The following is a 20123-nucleotide window of genomic DNA, read 5'->3' as shown; positions in this document are numbered from 1 at the left end:
GGCTTTACTTCACGCCGATGCCGGCGGTCAGACCACCGTCTATTCTGTAGTCCGCGCCAGTGCAGAAGCCGGCCTTCGACGAACACAGGAAGGCGATGAGTTCCGCCACCTCCTCCGGTTCGCCGATGCGGCCAAGCGGATGGGCCGCGCCGAAGCGCCGATAGGCCTCTTCGACATCGGCATCACTGCCATTGTCGCCGCGTGCGGCCTTTTCGAGGATCGGCGTGCGGATCGAGCCTGGGCTGACCGAATTGACCCGGATACCCGCCGCCGCGTAGTCCAGCGCCAGCGATCGCGTCAGCGTGTGGATGGCGCCCTTGGTCGTGGCATAGGCGGCGACGTTCTGCTGACAGGCGAAGCCCTGCACCGAAGCGACGTTGACGATGGCGCCGCCGCCACGCTTGATCATTTCCGGGATGCCGAAATGGGCTGTCAGGTAGATCGATCCGACATTGACCGTCATCGCGCGGTTCCAGGTTTCCCAGTCGGTTGTCGTCGCTGTCCCGTAAGGATGCACCGCCGCGGAATTGACGATGATGTCGATGCCGCCGAATTTCGCGACGCCGGTCGCGACCGCGTCGCGAACCTGGTCGGAAACCGAAACATCCACCGTTTGCACCAGCGCATTCGCTCCGGCTCCGGCAAGGCTTTCCTGCATGGCCGCATTGGCTGCACGGTCGATGCCGCAGGCGACGATCGCAGCACCCCCCTGCGCCAGGCGTCTCGCGGTGGCGAGCGCGATGCCGGTCGTGCCGATGATCAGCGCAACCTTGTTCTCAAACTCAGACATGGTGCGAATCCTTGGAAGATGTCGGGTCCGGCAGCGCCGGCGAGGTGCGGGCGTTTTCGAGGTCGTCGGGAACGAAGCGCAGGCCGAAATCGAGATGTCGGCTCATCAGGTAGCTGTAGGCGATGCGGTCGCGCGCCCGCAGAGCCGCGATGATCTCGCCATGGGCGTGGCGTGTTTTGCTCAGCACCGGACGGATGGATTTGCCGACGGTCATGATGTGCAGGATGACCGGCGACAGGAATTGATAGGTCTGCACCAGCATGCGGTTGCCGGCAAGCTTCACCAGCGCCAGATGGAAATCGAAATCGCGCCGCGCGGCTTCCTGGACGTCCTTGCTGGCTTCGATCAGGCCGTTGACCTCGTCCAGGGCGTCGAGTTCGGCGGCGCTGGCATTGAGGATGATGTGGTCGCCGATGCTCACTTCGATGATGCGGCGAAACCCCTGTATATCGTGAAAAGAGGTCTTCGAAATATCCATCTGGGCGGCAAAGAAGTTCTGGATCGCGATATTCTGGCGGTCGGCCAGTACCGCGCCGACACGCGGCTTGGGGTCGATCAGGCCGTAGGTGCGGATGGTGCGCAGCGCCTCGCGTATCGTGTTGCGGCTGGCGCCGAACAGTTCGCCAAGTTCCCGTTCGGTTGGCAGGACGTCGCCTACGGACATGGCGCGGTTGCGAATGAGGTCGAGGATCTGCCGCACTGTCTGGTCGACGGCCGAACTGCTGACCCCGGTATCGTCCGCCGCTTCTTGGTCCAAGGCGTTATCCTCCTTATTTGTTGGACCAAACATAGGGCTAATCGGATAGAAAATCAATTGATACCGGATAGACAGGCGCATCGATGGCTAATTCAAGAAGAATTCAGCTTGTTGACAGCTCTGTGGTCCAACAATATGGTCGCCTTGCTAACATTGAGGAGGCTTCATGGAACAGTGCTGGCGCTGGTATGGACCGAGCGACCCGGTAACTCTCGATCATGTCAGGCAGGCGGGTGCGACGGGCGTGGTGACGGCCTTGCACGATATCTATGACGGGCGCGCCTGGCCGCTCGAGAGCATTCTGGAGCGCAAGCGTATCATCGAGGCGGCAGGGCTGACCTGGTCGGTTGTCGAGAGCATCCCGGTCCACAATTCCTTCAAAATCGGCGCACCGGAACGCGAGCGCTACGCCGGCTTCTATCGCGACAGCATCCGCGCACTTGCCAAGGCCGGCATTGAGACGGTCTGCTACAATTTCATGCCCGTGGTCGACTGGACCCGCACGGACCTGGCCTATCGGCTTCCAACAACGGGTTATGCGCTGCGTTTCGACGCGGTCGATTTCGCGGCCTACGATTTGTTCGTGCTGAAGCGCAGGAATGCCGAGGCCGGCTACAGTGCCGCCCGCATCGCCGAAGCGGAAGCGCGACTGAAGGCACTGAGCAGCGAGGCGATCGACAGGATCGAGCGCAACCTGATCGCCGGCCTGCCGGCGACGGAGCGCAGCTACAACAGGGACAGCTTTCGCGAGGCCCTGGCGGAATACGACGCGATCGGACCGAAGGAGTTGCGCGACAACCTTGCCTGGTTCCTGCGCGAGATCATTCCGGTGGCCGAAGAAGAGGGGGTGCGCATGTGCATCCATCCAGACGACCCGCCCTTCTCACTCTATGGCCTGCCACGCATCGTCTCGACCGCCGAGGATGCGCGTTTCATCCTCAACGCCGTCGACAGTCCGGCCAACGGCCTGACGTTCTGCACCGGCTCTTACGGCACGCGCGCCGACAACGACATCGTCGCTATGGTCAAGGAGTTCGCCGATCGCATCCATTTCGTCCATCTGCGCAACATCACCATCGAGGATGATGGTTCGTTCTATGAGGCCGAGCATCTGGAGGGCGGCACCGATATGGCGCATGTCATCCTCGCTCTGATGCAGGAGGAGACGCGGCGCCGGAAGGAGGGCCGCGCCGACTGGCGCATTCCGATGCGGCCAGACCACGGCCATCTGCTCGCCGACGATATCGGCAAGACCAGGATCAATCCCGGCTATTCGCTGATCGGGCGGCTGAAAGGCCTCGCCGAGCTGCGTGGCATCATGCGCGCCGTCGAGCGGTTCGGTCTGGCTTGAAGCTCGTCAGGAAGTCAAACCGGCCATTTGCATATGTAAAAGTTACTTGTCTATGTGAAAATACCTGCTACGACTGCGGGCCGGGCGGGCTCGGTTGCCAGGGAGGAATTGCCTGAAATGACAAGACTGCGCGGTCTTGCGTGGGATCATCGACGCTGCTGGGGTCCGCTCGACGCCAGCGTGGCGCCGTATTGCGCCGGCAATCCAGGCCTTGAAATCGAATGGGACCGCCGCAGCCTCTATGAATTCGGCGAGGGTGCTCTCGGTTCGGTGCTAGGCACTTACGATCTGGTCGTGCTCGACCATCCCTTCATCGGCGACATCGCGAAGGATGAACTGATGGTGCCGTTCGACGCCTATCTGTCGGCCGAACAAATCCGTTTCTTCGAACACGATTCGGTCGGTGCGTCCTGGCGCTCCTACGCAAAGGACGGACGCCAATGGGCGTTGCCGATCGATGCCGCTTGTCAGGTCGCGTCCTATCGCCCGGATCTCCTGGAGCGTTACGGGCCGGTGCCGCGCGTACATGACGAGGTGGTCGAGCTTGGTCGGCGCGCCCGCAAGAACGGCAAGTGGCTCGGCCTGCCCTCGGTACCGACGGATGCCATGTGCATGCTTCTGACGCTTGGCCGCCCACAGGAGAACGGTGGGCAATTCATTGCCAGGGAGACGGTCGAGCAGGCCATCACTCAATTGCGAGAGCTTGCGGCGCTGTCGCATCCGAACTCATCAAAATGGAACCCAATCCGCTGCTATGACCACATGATCGCGCATGACGACGTGGTCTATGTGCCTTTCGCGTTCGGCTATGTGAACTATGCCTCCAGGAGTGACAGGCCGTGTCTGCGCTTTGCCGACGTGCCGACGCCGCACTCCGCCGGAGCCTTGCTCGGCGGTGCCGGCATCGGCGTCAGCGCCCGGTCGAAACACAAGCAGGCCGCGATCGACTACGCGGTGTTCCTGTGCTCGCCCGAATACCAGCGCGGCGACTATGTGAAGTCGGGCGGACAGCCGGGATCGCTGGCGGCCTGGATGGATGTCGAGGTCAACCATCTCACCGGCAATTTCTTCAGCTCGACGCTTGCGACGATCAGCTCGTCCTATCTGCGTCCGACGCATTCAGGCTTCATCGCCTTCTTCCGCGAATGCGCGCCGCATGCGGCGGCCGCCATCGCCGGCGACATTTCGGCTGCCGAACTCGCCGACCATGTGAATCGCCTCTACCGCGAAACCAGGCAACCGGAACGGAGCATTGCGTGATGGCCGCCAGCGTTACCGAGACGCTCGACGACAGCGAAAGCGGCCGCAACGGCTATCGTGTACCGGCGGTAGACAAGGCGCTCGACGTCCTTGAGTTCATGGCAGCCAGCGCCGAAACGCTGACCCAGACCGAGATCGCGGCCGGCCTCGGACGCTCCATTCACGAAATCTACCGCATCCTGCTCCTGCTGGAAAAGCGCGGATACATCTTTCGCACGCAGTCGGACCGCTTCCGCCTGTCGCTGAAGCTGTTCGAGCTGGCGCACATGCACCCGCCGGTAAACCGGCTGGTCGAATGCGCGCTGCCGGTGATGCGTGAGTTGACCGCCAATGCCGATCAGAGTTGCCACCTCGTGGTGCGCGAAGGCCAGAACGCGCTGGTGGTGCTGCAGATCGATTCACCGCTGCCGATGCGCTACTCGGTTGCCTTGGGGTCGCATTTCCCGATCCTCGAAACCAGTTCAGGCGCGGTCTTGCTCGCCCATTCGAACCGGGCCGAGCGCGACCGCATTGTCGATCGCATCGTGACCGCCGGCGAAGGACAGGGCACGCGGGCCGAAATCGAGGCACGGCTGAACGAGGTGGCCAGGCTCGGCTACGAGATGCGTGCCTCACTGGCCGTCGAAGCCTGCACCAATATCTCCATGCCGGTGCGCGACCACACCGGCGCCGTCATCGCCGCACTCACGGTCCCGCTGCTGCCGCAGAAGGCCGCACGGTTCGACCGGCAGACCGTCTTCGAACGCACCCGGGCAGCCGCCGAGAAGATATCGGCGGAGCTCGGTTGGGGGGAATCCAACTCTTCGTTACGTGCCGACCCGGAACGGCGGGACTACCCGTTCAGCGATTAACAAAAGCGATAACCTGGGAGAAGAAAATGCACTGGTCCAAGTCAATCCTGTTTGCGTCCGCGGCCGCGCTGGCCATGAGCGCGGCGGCTGCATATGCCGAGAACATGCCCAAGCGCATCGGCTACGTCACCAATTACGCCACCCATGAATGGTACCAGAACGTCATCAAGGGCATGAAGGCTCACGGGAAGGAACTCGGCATCGAGGTCGAGGTGCAGGACGCCAATCTCGACATATCCAAGCAGGTCGCCGCGGCCGAAGACTTCATTGCCAAAGGCGTCGATGTGCTGATCATCACGCCGGTGAATGAAGAAGGTGTGGTGCCGCTGCTGCGTCAGGCCAAAGCCGCCAACATTCCGGTTGTGCTCGAGGGCAATCCGGTCAAGGGCATGACCACGATGGTCGCCATCTGCGATTATGACACCGGCTATTTCTCCGGGGTCGAGGCCGGCAAATATGCCAAGGAAAAGCTCGGCGGCGTTGCCAAGGTGATGAATGTCGGCCTGCCGCTGCTTTCCGCCACGGTGCTGCGCTCGCACGGCTTCATGGACGGGCTGAAGACCGTCATCCCTGACGCGGTCATGGTCCACGACCTCGACGGCGGCGGCAATCCGGACCGCGCGCTCGAAGTGTCTTCGGCGGCACTCGCCAAGAATGCCGACATCAACATCATCTACGGCATCAACGACTCGTCGTCGCTGGGCGGCCTGCAAGCCTGGAAGGCGGCCGGCAAGCCGCAGGACGGCCTGTTGACCGTCGGCACCGGCGGCGAGGGGCTTGCCTTCATCAACGCGATGCAGAACGAGCCATCGTATCGTATCGAGGCCGCGATGTTCCCGGAAAAGGAAGGCTTTACCGCCATCGATGCCGCGGTGAAACTGTTCAACAGCGAGGAAGTGCCGGAGCACATCGTCAGCCCGACCGCGCCGATGAACGGCGAGGACTGGAAGAAGTTCTACGACTACGACGGCACCACCCGAACCATCAAATGGGATGCCGTCAACGCACTGCAGCCGCCGGCAAAGTGCATGAAGACCTCCGCCGACCTGAAGAAATAAAGCCGACCGACTTTGCCCTTCCCGCATTGCGGGAAGGGCGCCTGAACCACGGCGGCCCGGAATGGATTGAGATGAGCGAGCTTATACACGCCTCCGCGCCGAAGCGCCTTGTCGGCGGCCAGCTGCTGGGCAGCAGCCAGCTTGTGCTGGGTGTCATCCTGGCTGTGCTGTGCATCGCCATCTCGATCGCGGCGCCGCAATTCTATTCGGAGGCCAACATCATCGCAATTCTGCGCCAATGCGCGCTGGTGCTGATCGTTGCCTCGGGCATGACCATGCTCATCATCACCGCCGAGGTCGATTTGTCGGTCGGCGCTTCACTCGCCTTTGTCGGCTGCATCGGCATGGCGGTGCTCAATTCTACACAGAGCCTGACGCTCGGCTTGCTGGCGGCACTTGCCTTTGCCGGCGGGGTCGGCCTGTTCAATGGGCTGGTCGTTACCAGGCTCCGGGTCAACTCGCTGATTGCCACCATCGGCACGATGATGATGCTGCAAGGCGGCGTCTATCTGTTCACGCGCGAGGCGGTGCAGAACCACAATCAGCTCGCGAGCTTCACCGATCTCGGCGCCGGCTACGTCGGCGCGGTGCCGGTCCCCGTCATCCTGGCGGCGCTGATCTTCGTGTTTGCCTATGTGACGCTGCGTTTCACCACGCTCGGCCGCTACCTCTATGCCGTTGGCGCCAATGAAAAGGCGGTGCGCCTGTCCGGCCTTCGCTCCGAGCGCCTCAAGCTGTTCGCCTTCGTTCTCACCGGGCTCTGCGTCGGCGTTGCCGGCATGATCCTGTCGTCGCTGATGAATGCCGGCCAGCCGACCGCCGGCCGCGGCTTCGAACTGACGGTCATTGCTGCCGTCATCCTCGGCGGCACCAGCCTGCTCGGCGGCCGTGGATCGCTGTTCGGCACCTTGCTCGGCGTACTGGTGCTGAAGGTGATCGACAACGGCATCATCATTCTCGGCTGGAACCAGGACCTGCAGATGGTGGTGCCGGGCGTCGTCATCATCCTTGCAACCTATCTCGACATCATCCGGAACAGAGCCAATGTCCGTTGATTTCCTTCACCCTGGCGAAGGCGCGGCCATCGACACCAGCGTGCCGGCGCTCGAACTGCGCGGCATCGACAAGCGCTTCCCCGGCGTCGTGGCGCTCGACAATGTCGACTTCAGCCTGGAGCCCGGCAAGATCCATGCCTTGATGGGCGAGAACGGCGCCGGCAAGTCGACGCTGATCAAGATCATGGCTGGTGTCTACGGCAAGGATGCCGGCACCATCCGCATGCGCGGGCGCGAGGTCGACATCAAGTCGCCGCGCGACAGCTTGAAGGAAGGCATCAAGGTCGTGTTTCAGGAGATCGCGCTGATCTCCGAATTCACCGTTGCCGAGAACATCTTCCTGGAAGGCTATCCGACCGGCAGAGCCGGCTCGATCGACTGGAAGAGGATTCGTGCCGATTCTGCCGCGCTGTTCAACCGCATCGGCTTCAACGTCGATCCGGCGGCACGCACGGGATCGCTGCCGGTCAGCCAGCAGCAGATGGTCGAGATCGCCCGTGCGCTCGCCCATGAAGCCCGCGTCGTGGTGATGGACGAACCGACATCCTCGCTGACGCCGAACGAGGTCTCGCTGCTATTCACAGTCATCCGCCGGCTGGCCAGCCTTGGCATCGCGGTGGTCTATGTCAGCCACAAGCTCGACGAGGTTTTCGAGATCGCCGACACGGTGACCGTGCTGCGCGATGGGCGCCACATCTCGACTAGGCCGATCGGCGAGCACACCAACGACACGCTGATCCAGGACATGATCGGCCGGCGCATCGACAATCTGTTTCCCCGCCAGCGCGGCGCGGCGGGCAGCAAGGTCGCGCTGTCGGTGGAGAACCTCAGCACGGCGAAGAAGCTGACCGACGTCTCCTTCGAGGCGCGCGCCGGCGAGGTGCTCGGCTTCTTCGGGTTGATGGGCGCGGGCCGCACCGAACTCGCCAAGGCGATCGTCGGCTACGACCCAATCACCGCGGGGACGATCACCGTCGACGGCAGCCGGCTCGCGCCGCACGATACGCGCACCGGCGTCAAGCTGGGCATTGGCCTGCTTACCGAGGACCGCAAGAGCGAAGGGCTGATGGGCGAACTGCCTGTCTACCAGAATGCAAGCCTGGCCTCGCTTGGTGCTTTCGCCCGCCTGGGGTTCGTCGACAAGGCGAAGGAACACAAAGCGGTGCAGGACTATGTCGACCGTTTCCGCATCAAGACGCCCAGCCTGTTCCAGCAGGTGAAGAACCTGTCGGGCGGCAATCAGCAGAAAGTGCTGATCGCGCGTTGGCTGATGCGGGGCCTGAAAGTGATCGTCGTCGACGAGCCGACGCGCGGCATCGATGTCGGTGCCAAGTCGGAAATCTTCGCGCTGATCGACCGGCTCGCCGGCGAGGGCCTGGCGGTGGTCATGATGACGTCCGAGATGCCGGAGCTGCTCGGTCTTGCGGACCGGATCGCGGTGATGTGCGAAGGCCGCCTGACCGTGATCATGTCGCGCGAGGAAGCCACACAGGAGAAGATCCTCAATGCGGCGATCGGCTAAGATGATGACATCCAGCGATCAGCGCCGCCTCGAAGGGAGCATGCGATGAGCTTTGCAGCCACGGCTTCCGCAAGGGCCCAACCATCCATGTTGGTGCGGCTCTTTGCCCGGCAGGAACTGGCGCTGCTCGTCTGCCTTATCCTGGTGTTGGCGTTCTTTTCCTTCACGGTCGAGAATTTCTTCTCCGTGCGCAATCTGACCAATGTGCTTGGTCAGGCGTCGCTGCCGCTGATCGCCGGGATTGGCTGCGCCATCGTCTTCATTTCCGGCGAGGTCGACATCTCGATCGGCTCGCTGCTCGCGACCATTGCCCTGCCGCTGATCATCGTCATGAACGACACCAATTCGCTGTGGCTCGGCGTCAGTTGCGCGCTGCTGTTTGGGCTGATCATCGGCATGGTGAACGGCTATCTCACCGCCTATGCCGGCATCAACTCGCTGATCATGACCTTGGGCACGATGTTTATCATGCGCGGCGGTGTCTATCTCTATACCGGCCAGCGTGCCATCCCGGACGATGCCAGCCTCGACAGCTTCATCGCTCTGTCGGATGGCCGCTTGTTCAACACCATCCCCTATTCGGCTGTCATTGCCATCGTCCTGCTCGCCGCCTTCGCCTACATGATGCGGCATCGGCCGTTCGGACGGCAGATCTACGCCGTCGGCGGCAATCAGGAAGTGGCGCGGCTGGCCGGCTATGATGTGCGGCGCGTCAAGTTCATCTGCTTCATCATCAGCTCGCTGCTGGCGACGGTTGCGGGCATTATTCTCGCCGCACGCGTCGGCTCGGCGCAGCATACGGCGGGGCTCAATTTCGAATTCCAGGTCGTCGCCGCGACGGTGCTCGGTGGGGTCAGCCTTGCCGGCGGCATCGGCAGCCTGACCGGCATGGCGCTGGGCGTGCTGATCCTGCAGTTCCTGTCCAACGGCCTGCGGGGCCTCGGGCTGCCGACCGAATGGCAGTTGGTCATCACCGGCATGATCATCATCGCCGCGGTCGCCTTCGACGAGGCGAAACGCCGGCGCGCGAATGGAGGCTGACATGGCTCGTCTCGAAGGGAAAACCGCCGTCATCACCGGTGCCGCCGACGGTATCGGGCACGCGATCGCTGAAGCGATGGCGCGTGAAGGCGCGCATGTCTTCCTCGGCGACATAGCCGACGGCGCGGGCGAGGAATTCGCGACCGCGCTTCGCGCCGCCGGCCGTCAGGCCGATTACGTGCATTGCGATGTCTCTCAAGAGGCCGAGATCGCCGGCCTCATCGACAGCGCTGTCACCAGGACTGGGCACCTCGACGTCCTGGTCAACAATGCCGCCATCGCCATTGGCGGCATGCCGGTGCACGAGATGACCGATGAGCAATGGCACCGGCTGATCGCGGTCAACCTGACCAGCGTGTTTCGCGGCTGCAAATACGCGTTGCCGCACATGATCGCGCAGAAGTCCGGCTCGATCATCAACATGGCATCGGCGCAGGGTCATATCGGTCTCGACGGCTGGACCGCCTATGCCGGCGCCAAGGGCGCGGTGATGGCGATGACGCGCCAGATGGCGGTCGAGTTTGGGCCGGTGAACATCCGCGTCAATTCGATCTCGCCGGGCACCATCAACACGCCGATGAATGACAGGCTGATCAAGGAGATCGGCGGCAACTTGGCCAAGGCCTGGGTCAAGATGCATCCGCTCGGCCGCATCGGCGAACCTTCCGAAGTGGCCGAGGCCGCCATCTATCTCGCCTCCGATGCCGCGGGCTTCACCACGGGCACCGATCTGCGTGTGGATGGCGGGCTGACCGCCGCACCGCGCTACGTTCCCGAACTGCTTTGAAAACACGAAACGAGACATGAAATGAACAAGGCCCTCGAAGGCGTCCGCATCCTCGATTTCAGCCATTTGCTGCAGGGGCCGTTCGCCACGCAGCTGCTCGGCGACATGGGCGCCGATGTCATCAAGGTCGAGCGCGCCGGCGCCGGCGACATGTTCCGGGGCATGACCTTCTTCGCAAAATGGGTGGGCGGCTCCGAGAGTCCGAATTTCCTCGCCTGGAACCGCAACAAGCGCTCGATTGCCCTCAACCTGAAGAGCCGCAAAGTGCACGCCATCCTCATGGAGATGGCCAAGAGCGCCGATGTGGTGGTGCAGAATTTCCGCCCCGGCGTGCTGGCCAAGCTCGGCTACGGCTATGAGGACTTCAAGGCCGTCAATCCGCGCATCATCTATTGTTCGGGTTCCGGCTATGGTGAGGAAGGCCCCTATGTCGAGCGCCCCGGCCAGGACATGCTGATCCAGGGGCTTGCCGGGTTGATTGCCAACACCGGCCGCGGCGATCAGGCGCCGGTTCCGGCCGGCGCCGGACTCGCCGACCAGATCGGCGCCATGAACATGGTCTACGGCATCCTTTCGGCGCTTTATTATCGCGAGAAGACCGGCAAAGGTCAGAAGATCGAGGTCAATCTTCTGGCCGGCCTGCTGGCGCATCTCAATCAGGAATATGTCGCCGTGCTCAACCTCGGCGAGGATTTCGTGCGGCCCAATTCTGGCATCGGTCATCCCGGCATGCAGGCGCCGTTCGGCATCTATGAGACGAAGGACGGCGGCTACATCTCGCTCGCGATGAGCCCGTTCAAGACGCTTTTCGAGGTGCTGGAGGCGCCGCAGCTTGCCGTCTACGACGACCTCAAGACCTTGTTCGACAAGCGCGACGAGGTGTTCGAGAAGGTCAATGCGGAGACGAAGAAATTCGCCACGCAGGAGCTGCTGGCACGGCTGCTGGCGGTAGACATCTGGTGCGCCGAGGTGAAGGATATCCGCCGTGCGGCGGAGGACCCGCAGGTCAAGCATATGGGCATGATCACCAGTTATGATCATCCGCGCGGCGGCAAGGTGCGGGTGGTGGCACCCGCGGTCAAGATGAGCGAGACGCCCGCGACCATCGAGCGGCCGGCGCCGCTGGTCGGCCAGCATGGCCGCGAGATCCTGGCCGAGTTCGGCCTCTCCAAGGAGGAAATCGCAGCATTGGAGGCATCCGGCGACATGACCGTGGACGCGGCCTGACAATGCGCGTCTACCAGACACTCACGGTCGAAATCCTGGGGCGCGTCGCGGTCGTCACCTTCCGCCGCGCCGACCAGCTCAACGCCATGAACCGGATGATGCAAGGCGAGATCACCGACGCCTTCGAGGCCCTGTCAGGCGATGCGGGTGTAGGTGCGATCGTGGTGACCGGCGAAGGTCGCGGCTTCATGGCCGGCGCCGATATCAAGGAATACGCCGCGCAGACGGCCGCCGAGTTCGACACGTTCCAGGCTGCCGGCATGCGCATGTACGCGGCGATCGAGAACAACAGCAAGCCGGTGATCGCGGCGGTCAACGGCTTTGCCTTGGGCGGCGGCATGGAGTTGGTGCTGTGCTGCGACATCGTGATCGCCAACCAGTTCGCGAAACTCGGCCTGCCGGAGATCAAGCTGGGGCTGGTTCCCGGCGGTGGCGGCACGCAACGCAGCGTCACCAAGCTCGGCCGCAACCGTGCCAACCTTCTGCTGATGACCGGTGCCATCGTGCCGGCTTCCGAATTCATCGCTGCCGGCCTGGTCAACGAGGTCGTCGATGTCGACAGGCTGATGCCGCGCGCGCTGGAGCTGGCGCAGATGATCGCCGCCGAACCGGCCGAGGCGATCGAAGGGTTGAAGGCCCTGACGGCGCACGCCGAGTCTGGCAATCTGGCCGATGGCCTCGCCATGGAGCGCGACATGCTGGGTGACCTCTATCGAGGCGAGATCGGCCAGCAGCGCGTCAAGGCGTTTGCCGACAAGAGCGGAGCGCAGGTGAAGAAGGCCGGGCCGTGAGCGTCGATGATGACTATCGTGGGCTGGGTTGGGCGCATGGCGCGCTGACCGTGCAGCGGCTCGGCGCGATGCTGGCGCCTATCACGTTCCTCCTGGCGGACGGCCGGCAAATCTCGCCGATGCACATCGCACCCTGGTCGCACGAGCCGGGGGCGGAAGCCTTGCCGGGCATCCTGCGCCGGTTGCGCGGCGAGTGGCCCTGCGTGCCCTTCGGCTATTCAGTGCCTGCCGGTGGATGGCCCGAGGGCTGGACGCGCGTGATGGGGCCGCCGGAGCTTGACGAAGAAGTCCATGGCCACAGCTCCAACCATGACTGGGCTTGGCGCGACAGCGAGAGCGGGTCGCTGTCGCTGGTACTGGACTATCCCAAAGGCAGTCCTGTCGAGCGTGTTGAACGGACGATTACGCCCGATCAATCGGCGCCGGCCATCGACATTGAATTCAAGATCGCCGTCCGCCAAGCCTGCCGCTTGCCGATCGGCCTGCACCCGGTATTCCGGCTGCCGTTCGAGACAGGCGCCGCCGCGCTCGAGCTCGGCGGTTTCGATGAAGGCCGCACCTATCCACACGACGTGGAACCGGGCGCAGCGCTGTTTGCAAGAAACAAAACCTTCTTCGAACTGAGCGCCGTGCCATCGCGCAGCGGGGGTGCGATCGATGCCTCGCTGCTTCCTCTGGCCGCCGACACGGAGGAGTTGCTGCAGATCGAGGGCGTCGACGGTGTGGCGGCGCTTGCCAACCACGAGGACGGCTACCGGGTAGAGCTCTCCTGGCAGACGGAGCATTTTCCGAGCCTTCTGCTCTGGTACTCCAATCGCGGCCGCAAGGCGGCTCCCTGGAATGGGCGTCATGTCGCCATCGGCATCGAGCCGATCTGCTCAGCCTTCGGGCTCGGCCCGGCGACCGCGCTGGCTGACAACCCCATCGCCCAATCCGGCATTGCGACGGCACTGGAATTCTCAGCCGAAAAGCCGTTCGTGACCCGCTACCGCATCGAGGCGTCCGCGCTGTGAATGATCGTGCCGCAATGTCCCTGGTCAAGTCGAACCGGCCGCGCTTCACTGATGTCGAAGGCCTGGCCGCGATGGTCGGCCAAGGCCACTCGCTTGGCGTCGGCGGTCACCATTTCGCTCGGTTGCCGATCGCACTGCTGCGCGCGATCGCCCATTCGGGCGTCAAGGATTTGCGTTACGTCTGCTGGGCCGGCGGCTTGCCGCTCGAACTGCTGCTCGAAGCGGATGCGGTGGCGGAAATCGACCTCTGCTTCTCCAGTCTCGATATTTTCGGCCTGCCGCCGCGTTTCCGCGCTGCCGCCGAAACTGGTGCGATACCGGTTCGCGACTGGACAGCGCTGGCCATGATCCAGGCGCTACGGGCAGCGCAGCAGAACCTGCCGTCAATGCCGTTTCAACTGCCCTTGGGTTCCGACATGCTGGCGCGCGTGCCGGGGGCGAGCGCCAGGCCTGATCCGATCGCCGGGACCGACACCGGTTTCATCCCGCCGCTGCGCCTCGATACGTTCGTCGTCCACGCCCAGCGCGCGGATGAAAGCGGCAATGTGCAAATCGTTGGGCCGCGCGCATTGGACTTCGCGATGGCGGGTGCCGCGCGCAAGGTGCTGGTCACGGTCGAGGAGGTCGTCCCGGTCGGGGCGTTGCGGCAGGACGGACGCCAGAGCGTGCTGACCCGCAACCAGGTTTCGGCCATAGCGCTGGCGCCGGGTGGCGCCTGGCCGGCGTCCTGCCTGCCATTCTATGTCACCGATTATCAGGCGCTTGCGCAGGGATTGGCGGCCAGCGAAACGCCCTTGGCGGATAGTTTACGGCTGCCCTCCGATGGCGTGCCGAAGCCGCTGCAAAAGGCCGCGAAGGTTCGCGCCAAAACGGCCCTCGCAATGCCGGCGCTCGCACATGGTGAGGAGAAAGCATCCATCGACGAGATCATTGCCGCCCGCATCGCCGCCGAACTCGACAATGAGAGCTTTGCCAGTGCCGGCGCTGTCTCGCCGCTGGCCAACGTCGCCTACCGGTTGGCCAAGGCAACGCATGCGCCCGACATGATCATCGCGACGATGAGCTGCGGCCATCTCGACATCGCGCCGAGCCCGATGATCTTGTCGCTGATCGAAAGCCTGGATTGCGAGACGGCGGTGACGCATGCCGGCGGCGACGACACCTACTCGACCTACTATCAGGCGGGTGCCGTGACGCATGAGATCGTTGGCGCGGCGCAGGTCGACCGACGCGGCCGCGTCAACACCATCGCGCTGCGCAAACCGAGCGGCGGCCTGATCCGGTTGCCAGGGCAAGGCGGCATGGCCGATGTCGCCAACATGCACCGCGACTATTTGCTCTACATTCCACGTCATTCGGTCCAGTCGCTGGTGGACGAGGTGGAGATCGCGAGTTCCGCCCGCGGGCTGCTGATGCCGGCCGAGCGCGAGCCGATGGGCTATCGCACCGGCAAGGCGCTGGTGTTCACCGATCTCTGCGTCTTCCGGCTCGACCGGATATCCCGGGAATTGATCGTCATCGAGACCATGCCAGGCATCATGCAGCAGCAGATCCGCGACGCCACCGGGTTTGCGGTGACCTTCGACGCCGATTGCCGAGAGGTCCCGTTGCCTTCCAGCGATGCGCTCGCTGTTCTGCGCAATCGCATCGACCCGCTCGGCCTGCGTCGCCTCGAATTTGTCAGCGCCAAGGAGCGCGGTGCGCTGATCGCCGAGATCCTCGCCGCCGACCGCGCGATGGTCGAGCGCTGCATCGTCGCACAGAGATCGTACATCGCAAGCTGAGGACCCCATGGTAAAGCCGTTGCTCGACATGTCCGCCGCGCGCGTTTTCTTCGACGGGATCTTCACCAGCCCTCGCGTCGCGCACCCGGAGGGCCTGGCCGTCCACTGTGACGGATCGATCTGGTGCGGCACCGAAACCGGTGACCTCCTGCGGCTTGCCGCCGACGGCGGCTCGGTCGAACGCATGGGCGGCACGGATGGCTTTCTGCTGGGCATTGCCTTCGACAGCGCCGGCAACTGTTTTGCCTGTGACCTGAAGCACGCCGCGATCTTTCGATGGGATGCCGCGACAGGGCGCATGGAGCGCTTCGCGTCGTCCGGCATCCGCGTGCCGAATTATCCCATCGTCGACGAGGCGAGAGGCTGGCTTTACGTGTCGGATAGCGTTGGCGAGGACAATCGCTCCGGCATCTTCCGCTATGATCTCAAGACGGGCGAGGGTCGTCTGTGGTGCCGAGAGGCGATGTCCTTCGCCAATGGCATGGCCATGGCGCCAGAGGGAAGCGGGCTTTATGTGGTGGAAAGCAATGCGTCGTGTGTCAGCTACGTGCCGATCCTTGCCGACGGTGCGGCTGGGCCGCGACGGGTCGTTGTCGAAGGCGTGCATAACGTCCCGGATGGCCTAGCTTTCGCTCCGGACGGCTCGTTGTTCATTTCATGCTATGAGCCCAGCCGGATCTACTGCTGGCGCAAGGACCGAGGACTCGAGACATTGATCGAGGATTCGGCCGCGACGACGCTCGCGCATCCCACCAATATCGCGTTCAAGGGTAACAAACTCTACACCGCCAATCTCGGCCGCTGGCACATTACCGAGATCGATTTGACCTTGGTCGGTCGATAAACCGACGCACGGCTTCAAATGCTCGTGGTGACATGTGCAAATTCGACCAGACCTTGTGGGTGGATTGTCGCCAGTACCGCGCGGTCTCCACGTGCGGCTCGGCATGTTGGTCAGCCCTCCTCCGCGGTTTGAGCAGAAATGGAGCCGGCCAGCGCATTGATTAAATCAATTATCCCGATATACAAGGTGATTTCGGATATAGATTTCGCACAGGGCTGGCAAATTCATGAGTCGCAATTTTCTTGTGATCGAACCCGAGAAGGACATTGCCGTCCTCAAGGGGCTGGCCTCTTTGGCACGCATCTCCATGCTGAAATTGCTGCATGAGAAGGGGCCGATGAATGTCAATGACATCGCCGCCGTGCTGTCGCTGCCGCAATCGACGGTCTCGACCAATATCCAGGTGCTCGAGGATGCTGGCCTGATCCGCACCGAGAACCAGAAGGCGAAGAAAGGCAGCCAGAAGATCTGTTATCCGACCGCCGAGGAAGTGCTCGTGGTATTCAAGAGCGAATATCGCGCGGTCAGGAACAACGCGATCGAAGTGTCGATGCCGATCGGGCTTTACAGCGGTTTCGAGGTCACGGCGCCCTGCGGCCTGTGTTCTCCGGATGGCATCATCGGTCTGCTCGATGTGCCGAACACGTTCCTCGATCCGGACCGTATGAAAGCCGGGCTGCTGTGGTTCACGCGCGGCTTTGTCGAATATCAGTTCCCCAACAATGCCAAGCTCGCTAACGCCGAGATCACCGAACTCGAAGTGGCAATGGAACTGTCCTCGGAGGTGCCGGGCACCAGCGCCGACTGGCCCTCCGACATCACGTTGACCATCAATGGCGTCGATGTCGGCACCTGGACGTCACCCGGCGATTTCGGCGACAAGCGTGGCGTTTTCACGCCCTCCTGGTGGAAGCTCAAGGGCTCGCAATATGGCAAGCTGAAGAACTGGCGAATTTCCACAGACGGCACCTATGTCGATGGCCTCAGGATTTCCGAAACCAGCCTCTCCGCGCTCGACCTCAAGAGCCATCATTCAATCCGCGTCCGTATTGGCGTCAAGGACGACGCCAAGCGTCCCGGTGGGATCAATATTTTTGGCAAGGGGTTTGGAAATTACGACCAGGACATCCTGCTTAGGATCAAAACCGGTTGATATCATCAAACCGGGTTTTAAAATAACTCAGCAATTTCAATCATATGAAATCACTTATAGCCGGAATCATCGTTCAATTGTCAGACTTTTGGCTATTTTGACTTGACGAAGGCTGCCAAGTCGCCTTTGATATCGGGTAAGGTGATTTAAATCATCATTTGTGATATTGTGGGAGGAATGCATGCAGGCAGCCGTTACGGCGCATCCGCGTTATGTTGTCTCGGAAATCGATCCGAGGCTGTATGGATCCTTTATCGAGCATCTGGGGCGGGCAGTTTACACCGGCATCTATGAGCCGGGCCACCCGACAGCGGATGCCAATGGCATGCGTCAAGACGTTATCGATCTGGTCAGGGAACTCAACGTTCCGATCGTCCGCTATCCCGGCGGCAATTTTGTGTCCGCTTACAATTGGGAGGACGGTGTCGGCCCCAAGGGAGAACGCCCGGTGCGCCTCGACCTCGCCTGGCATACGTCGGAAAGCAACGAAGTCGGCCTGCATGAATTTGCCAACTGGTGCGCATCCGCCAACACCGAGATGATGCTTGCCGTCAATCTCGGCTCGCGTGGCCTCGATGAAGCCCGCAACTTTCTCGAATACACCAATCATCCAGGTGGAAGTGAGTGGAGCGACAAGCGTATCGCCAACGGCCGCAAGGAGCCCTTCGACGTCAAGCTGTGGTGCCTCGGCAACGAAATGGACGGCCCCTGGCAGATCGGCCACAAGACCGCCGATGAGTACGGCCGCCTGGCCCATGAGACCGCCAAGGCCATGCGCGCCTTTTCCAAGTCGCTCGAACTGGTGGTCTGCGGTTCTTCGAATGCCAAGATGCCGACCTATCCCGAGTGGGAAGCGACCGTTCTCGACCACACCTACAACGAGGTCGACTACATCTCGCTGCACATGTATTTCGACAACGAAGCCAATGACGCGCCGAACTATCTCGCCATGAGCGAGAAGCTCGACGACTACATCGCCTCGGTCGCCGGCGTCATCGACTACATCAAGGCCAAGAAGCGCTCCAGCAAGCAGGTCTACATCTCGTTCGACGAATGGAACGTCTGGTACCATTCCAAGGAGCAGGACAAGAAGATCCTCGGCGGCAATGACGGCTGGCCCTTCGCCCCGCCGCTGCTCGAGGACATCTACAATTTCGAGGACGTGCTGCAGGTCGGCTTGATCCTCAACACCTTCATCCGTCGTTCCGATGTGGTCAAGATCGCCTGCTTGGCGCAACTGGTCAACGTCATCGCACCGATCATGACCGTTCCCAACGGCCCGGCATGGCGCCAGACGATCTACTATCCCTATCTCTATGCTTCGATCTACGGCCGCGGCAATGCGCTGGATCTCAAGGTGGAATGCCCGACCTACAAGTCCACCGTCGCTGGCGACGTTTCCTATGTCGATGTGGCCGGCGTGCACGACACCAAAACCGGCCATGTCACCTTCTTCGCCGTCAACCGCCATTCGAGCGAGGCGATCGAAACCGTGATCGACATCACCGGTTTCGGCGCGGCTGACATCGTTGATCACCAGTTGATGACGCACGCGGATCTGAAAGCCGTCAATTCAGCCGGGAATCCCGGCAATGTAGGCCCCAGGAAGGGAGTGGGCGCCTGGGTGACTGACGGCAGATTGAGCCTGTCGCTGCCGGCCTATTCCTACCAGATGATACGCCTGAAGCTCTGACCTCGGGCGTGTTGTCGGAAAGTGCATGCGCTGAGGAGGAGCGTCGAAGTGACGGCCGATATCGAAATCAGGAATGTGAGCAAGCACTTCGGTGCCATGTCGGTGCTGGAGGATCTGTCGCTCTCCATCAAGGCACGCGAATTCATCGTGTTTCTCGGTCCATCCGGATGCGGGAAATCGACGCTTTTGCGAATGATCGCAGGCCTCGAAACTGTTGATAGCGGCGAAATCGCCATCAACAAGGAGCGCATCGATCACCTGCCGCCGGGCAAGCGCGGCATTGCCATGGTGTTCCAGTCGTATGCGCTCTATCCGCATATGACCGTACGCGACAACATGGCCTTCGGGCTTGGGAATATCGGCATGTCGCGCGAGGTCATTGACGCGCGGATCAACGAAGCCGCCCGCATCCTCGAAATGCCGCATTTGCTCGAACGCAAACCGGGCCAGCTCTCGGGCGGCCAGCGCCAGCGTGTCGCCATCGGCCGTGCGATCGTGAAAGAGCCGAAGGCCTTCCTGTTCGACGAGCCGCTCTCCAATCTCGATGCGGCCCTGCGCACCCGCACCCGCCTCGAACTTGCCCAGCTTCACCAGCGCCTGCAATCGACGATGATCTTCGTCACCCACGATCAGGTCGAGGCTATGACGCTCGCCGACCGCATCGTCGTCATGAACAATCGCAGGATCGAGCAGATCGGCTCTCCTATGGAAATCTACGAGCGCCCCGCGACCAGATTCGTTGCCGGCTTCGTCGGCGCACCGGCGATGAATTTTGTCGAGGCGATACTCGACAGATCGGGTGGCAACGCCACGGTCAAGTTTTCGGACGGTATATCGGTTCGGACCGCGATTTCTTCCGACCTGTTGACCGACGACAAGTATAGCTTCGGCATCCGTTCGGAAGATGTCCGCATCGTTCCTGCCGGACAGGGCAATGCCGATGGCGTGGTCGATGTGCTCGAGCGGCTTGGCGAGCGCACCTTGATCTACATTAGTCTCGGCGATGGCCAGCAGATCGTCGGCTCGGATGTCGGCAACAGCCGCGTCGCTGTCGGCCACAAGGTAGGGCTCGCCTTCGACGGCCAGAAGTCGCATCTGTTCAACGCGGCCGGCCGCGCCTGGCACGCGAGGGAGGCTTGATATGGC

Annotated in this window: 18 protein-coding genes; 16 read left to right on the top strand and 2 right to left on the bottom strand. The window is 62.3% G+C overall.

Annotated features, from left to right (window positions below; all coding sequences use genetic code 11):
- Positions 1–4: 4 nt before the first annotated feature.
- Both NKH19_RS03465 and NKH19_RS03460 read right to left on the bottom strand, forming a co-directional pair.
- Positions 5–790, bottom strand: a complete 786-nt coding sequence (locus NKH19_RS03465) for an SDR family NAD(P)-dependent oxidoreductase (protein WP_352981822.1) — start codon at positions 788–790, stop codon at positions 5–7.
- Positions 783–1547, bottom strand: a complete 765-nt coding sequence (locus tag NKH19_RS03460; protein ID WP_352981821.1) for a FadR/GntR family transcriptional regulator — start codon at positions 1545–1547, stop codon at positions 783–785. Before NKH19_RS03460 ends, NKH19_RS03465 begins: the two co-directional genes overlap by 8 nt.
- A gap of 166 nt (positions 1548–1713) precedes the next feature.
- On the opposite strand from NKH19_RS03460, the gene uxuA reads away from it, so the two are divergent.
- The 16 genes from uxuA to NKH19_RS03380 all read left to right on the top strand — a co-directional run bounded on the left by uxuA (position 1714) and on the right by NKH19_RS03380 (position 20117).
- The gene (uxuA, locus tag NKH19_RS03455) at positions 1714–2898 is read left to right on the top strand and encodes a mannonate dehydratase (protein ID WP_352981820.1); all 1185 of its coding nucleotides are present in this window, start codon (positions 1714–1716) and stop codon (positions 2896–2898) included.
- Positions 2899–3015: 117 nt separating this feature from the next.
- On the top strand, positions 3016–4158 hold the full coding sequence (locus tag NKH19_RS03450; protein ID WP_352981819.1) for an ABC transporter substrate-binding protein: 1143 nt from the start codon (positions 3016–3018) through the stop codon (positions 4156–4158).
- Entirely contained in the window at positions 4158–5009 is an 852-nt protein-coding gene (locus NKH19_RS03445) for an IclR family transcriptional regulator (protein ID WP_352830887.1), read from the top strand. The genes NKH19_RS03450 and NKH19_RS03445 overlap by 1 nt, the downstream gene beginning before the upstream one ends.
- Before the next feature lie 26 nt (positions 5010–5035).
- Positions 5036–6067: a sugar ABC transporter substrate-binding protein gene (locus NKH19_RS03440; RefSeq protein ID WP_352981818.1), complete on the top strand. Its 1032-nt coding sequence runs from the start codon at positions 5036–5038 to the stop codon at positions 6065–6067.
- Between the two features lie 71 nt (positions 6068–6138).
- On the top strand, positions 6139–7122 hold the full coding sequence (locus NKH19_RS03435) for an ABC transporter permease (RefSeq protein WP_352981817.1): 984 nt from the start codon (positions 6139–6141) through the stop codon (positions 7120–7122).
- Positions 7112–8644, top strand: coding sequence for a sugar ABC transporter ATP-binding protein (locus NKH19_RS03430; RefSeq protein ID WP_352981816.1), 1533 nt, complete (start codon positions 7112–7114; stop codon positions 8642–8644). The genes NKH19_RS03435 and NKH19_RS03430 overlap by 11 nt, the downstream gene beginning before the upstream one ends.
- 45 nt (positions 8645–8689) lie before the next feature.
- Positions 8690–9685, top strand: coding sequence for an ABC transporter permease (locus NKH19_RS03425; protein WP_352981815.1), 996 nt, complete (start codon positions 8690–8692; stop codon positions 9683–9685).
- A gap of 1 nt (position 9686) precedes the next feature.
- Positions 9687–10472 (top strand): SDR family NAD(P)-dependent oxidoreductase, encoded by a 786-nt coding sequence (locus tag NKH19_RS03420; protein ID WP_352981814.1) that lies wholly within the window; start codon positions 9687–9689, stop codon positions 10470–10472.
- A 21-nt stretch (positions 10473–10493) separates the two neighbouring features.
- Positions 10494–11699, top strand: coding sequence for a CaiB/BaiF CoA transferase family protein (locus tag NKH19_RS03415; RefSeq protein WP_352981813.1), 1206 nt, complete (start codon positions 10494–10496; stop codon positions 11697–11699).
- A gap of 2 nt (positions 11700–11701) precedes the next feature.
- Positions 11702–12490, top strand: coding sequence for an enoyl-CoA hydratase/isomerase family protein (locus NKH19_RS03410; RefSeq protein WP_352981812.1), 789 nt, complete (start codon positions 11702–11704; stop codon positions 12488–12490).
- The gene (locus NKH19_RS03405) at positions 12487–13503 is read left to right on the top strand and encodes an aldose epimerase family protein (protein ID WP_352981811.1); all 1017 of its coding nucleotides are present in this window, start codon (positions 12487–12489) and stop codon (positions 13501–13503) included. Before NKH19_RS03410 ends, NKH19_RS03405 begins: the two co-directional genes overlap by 4 nt.
- 14 nt (positions 13504–13517) lie before the next feature.
- Entirely contained in the window at positions 13518–15287 is a 1770-nt protein-coding gene (locus NKH19_RS03400; protein ID WP_352981810.1) for a CoA-transferase, read from the top strand.
- Positions 15288–15294: 7 nt separating this feature from the next.
- Positions 15295–16131, top strand: coding sequence for an SMP-30/gluconolactonase/LRE family protein (locus NKH19_RS03395; protein WP_352981809.1), 837 nt, complete (start codon positions 15295–15297; stop codon positions 16129–16131).
- A 226-nt stretch (positions 16132–16357) separates the two neighbouring features.
- Positions 16358–17284 (top strand): ArsR/SmtB family transcription factor, encoded by a 927-nt coding sequence (locus tag NKH19_RS03390; protein WP_352981808.1) that lies wholly within the window; start codon positions 16358–16360, stop codon positions 17282–17284.
- A gap of 181 nt (positions 17285–17465) precedes the next feature.
- The gene (arfA, locus tag NKH19_RS03385) at positions 17466–18977 is read left to right on the top strand and encodes an arabinosylfuranosidase ArfA (RefSeq protein WP_352981807.1); all 1512 of its coding nucleotides are present in this window, start codon (positions 17466–17468) and stop codon (positions 18975–18977) included.
- A 48-nt stretch (positions 18978–19025) separates the two neighbouring features.
- Positions 19026–20117, top strand: a complete 1092-nt coding sequence (locus NKH19_RS03380) for an ABC transporter ATP-binding protein (protein WP_352981806.1) — start codon at positions 19026–19028, stop codon at positions 20115–20117.
- The last annotated feature ends 6 nt before the right edge of the window (positions 20118–20123 follow it).

The organism is Mesorhizobium sp. M1338, assembly GCF_040318045.1.
GTDB lineage: Bacteria > Pseudomonadota > Alphaproteobacteria > Rhizobiales > Rhizobiaceae > Mesorhizobium.
The sequence above is the reverse complement of the archived record's forward strand: the minus strand, read 5'-3'. Positions and strand labels throughout refer to the sequence as shown.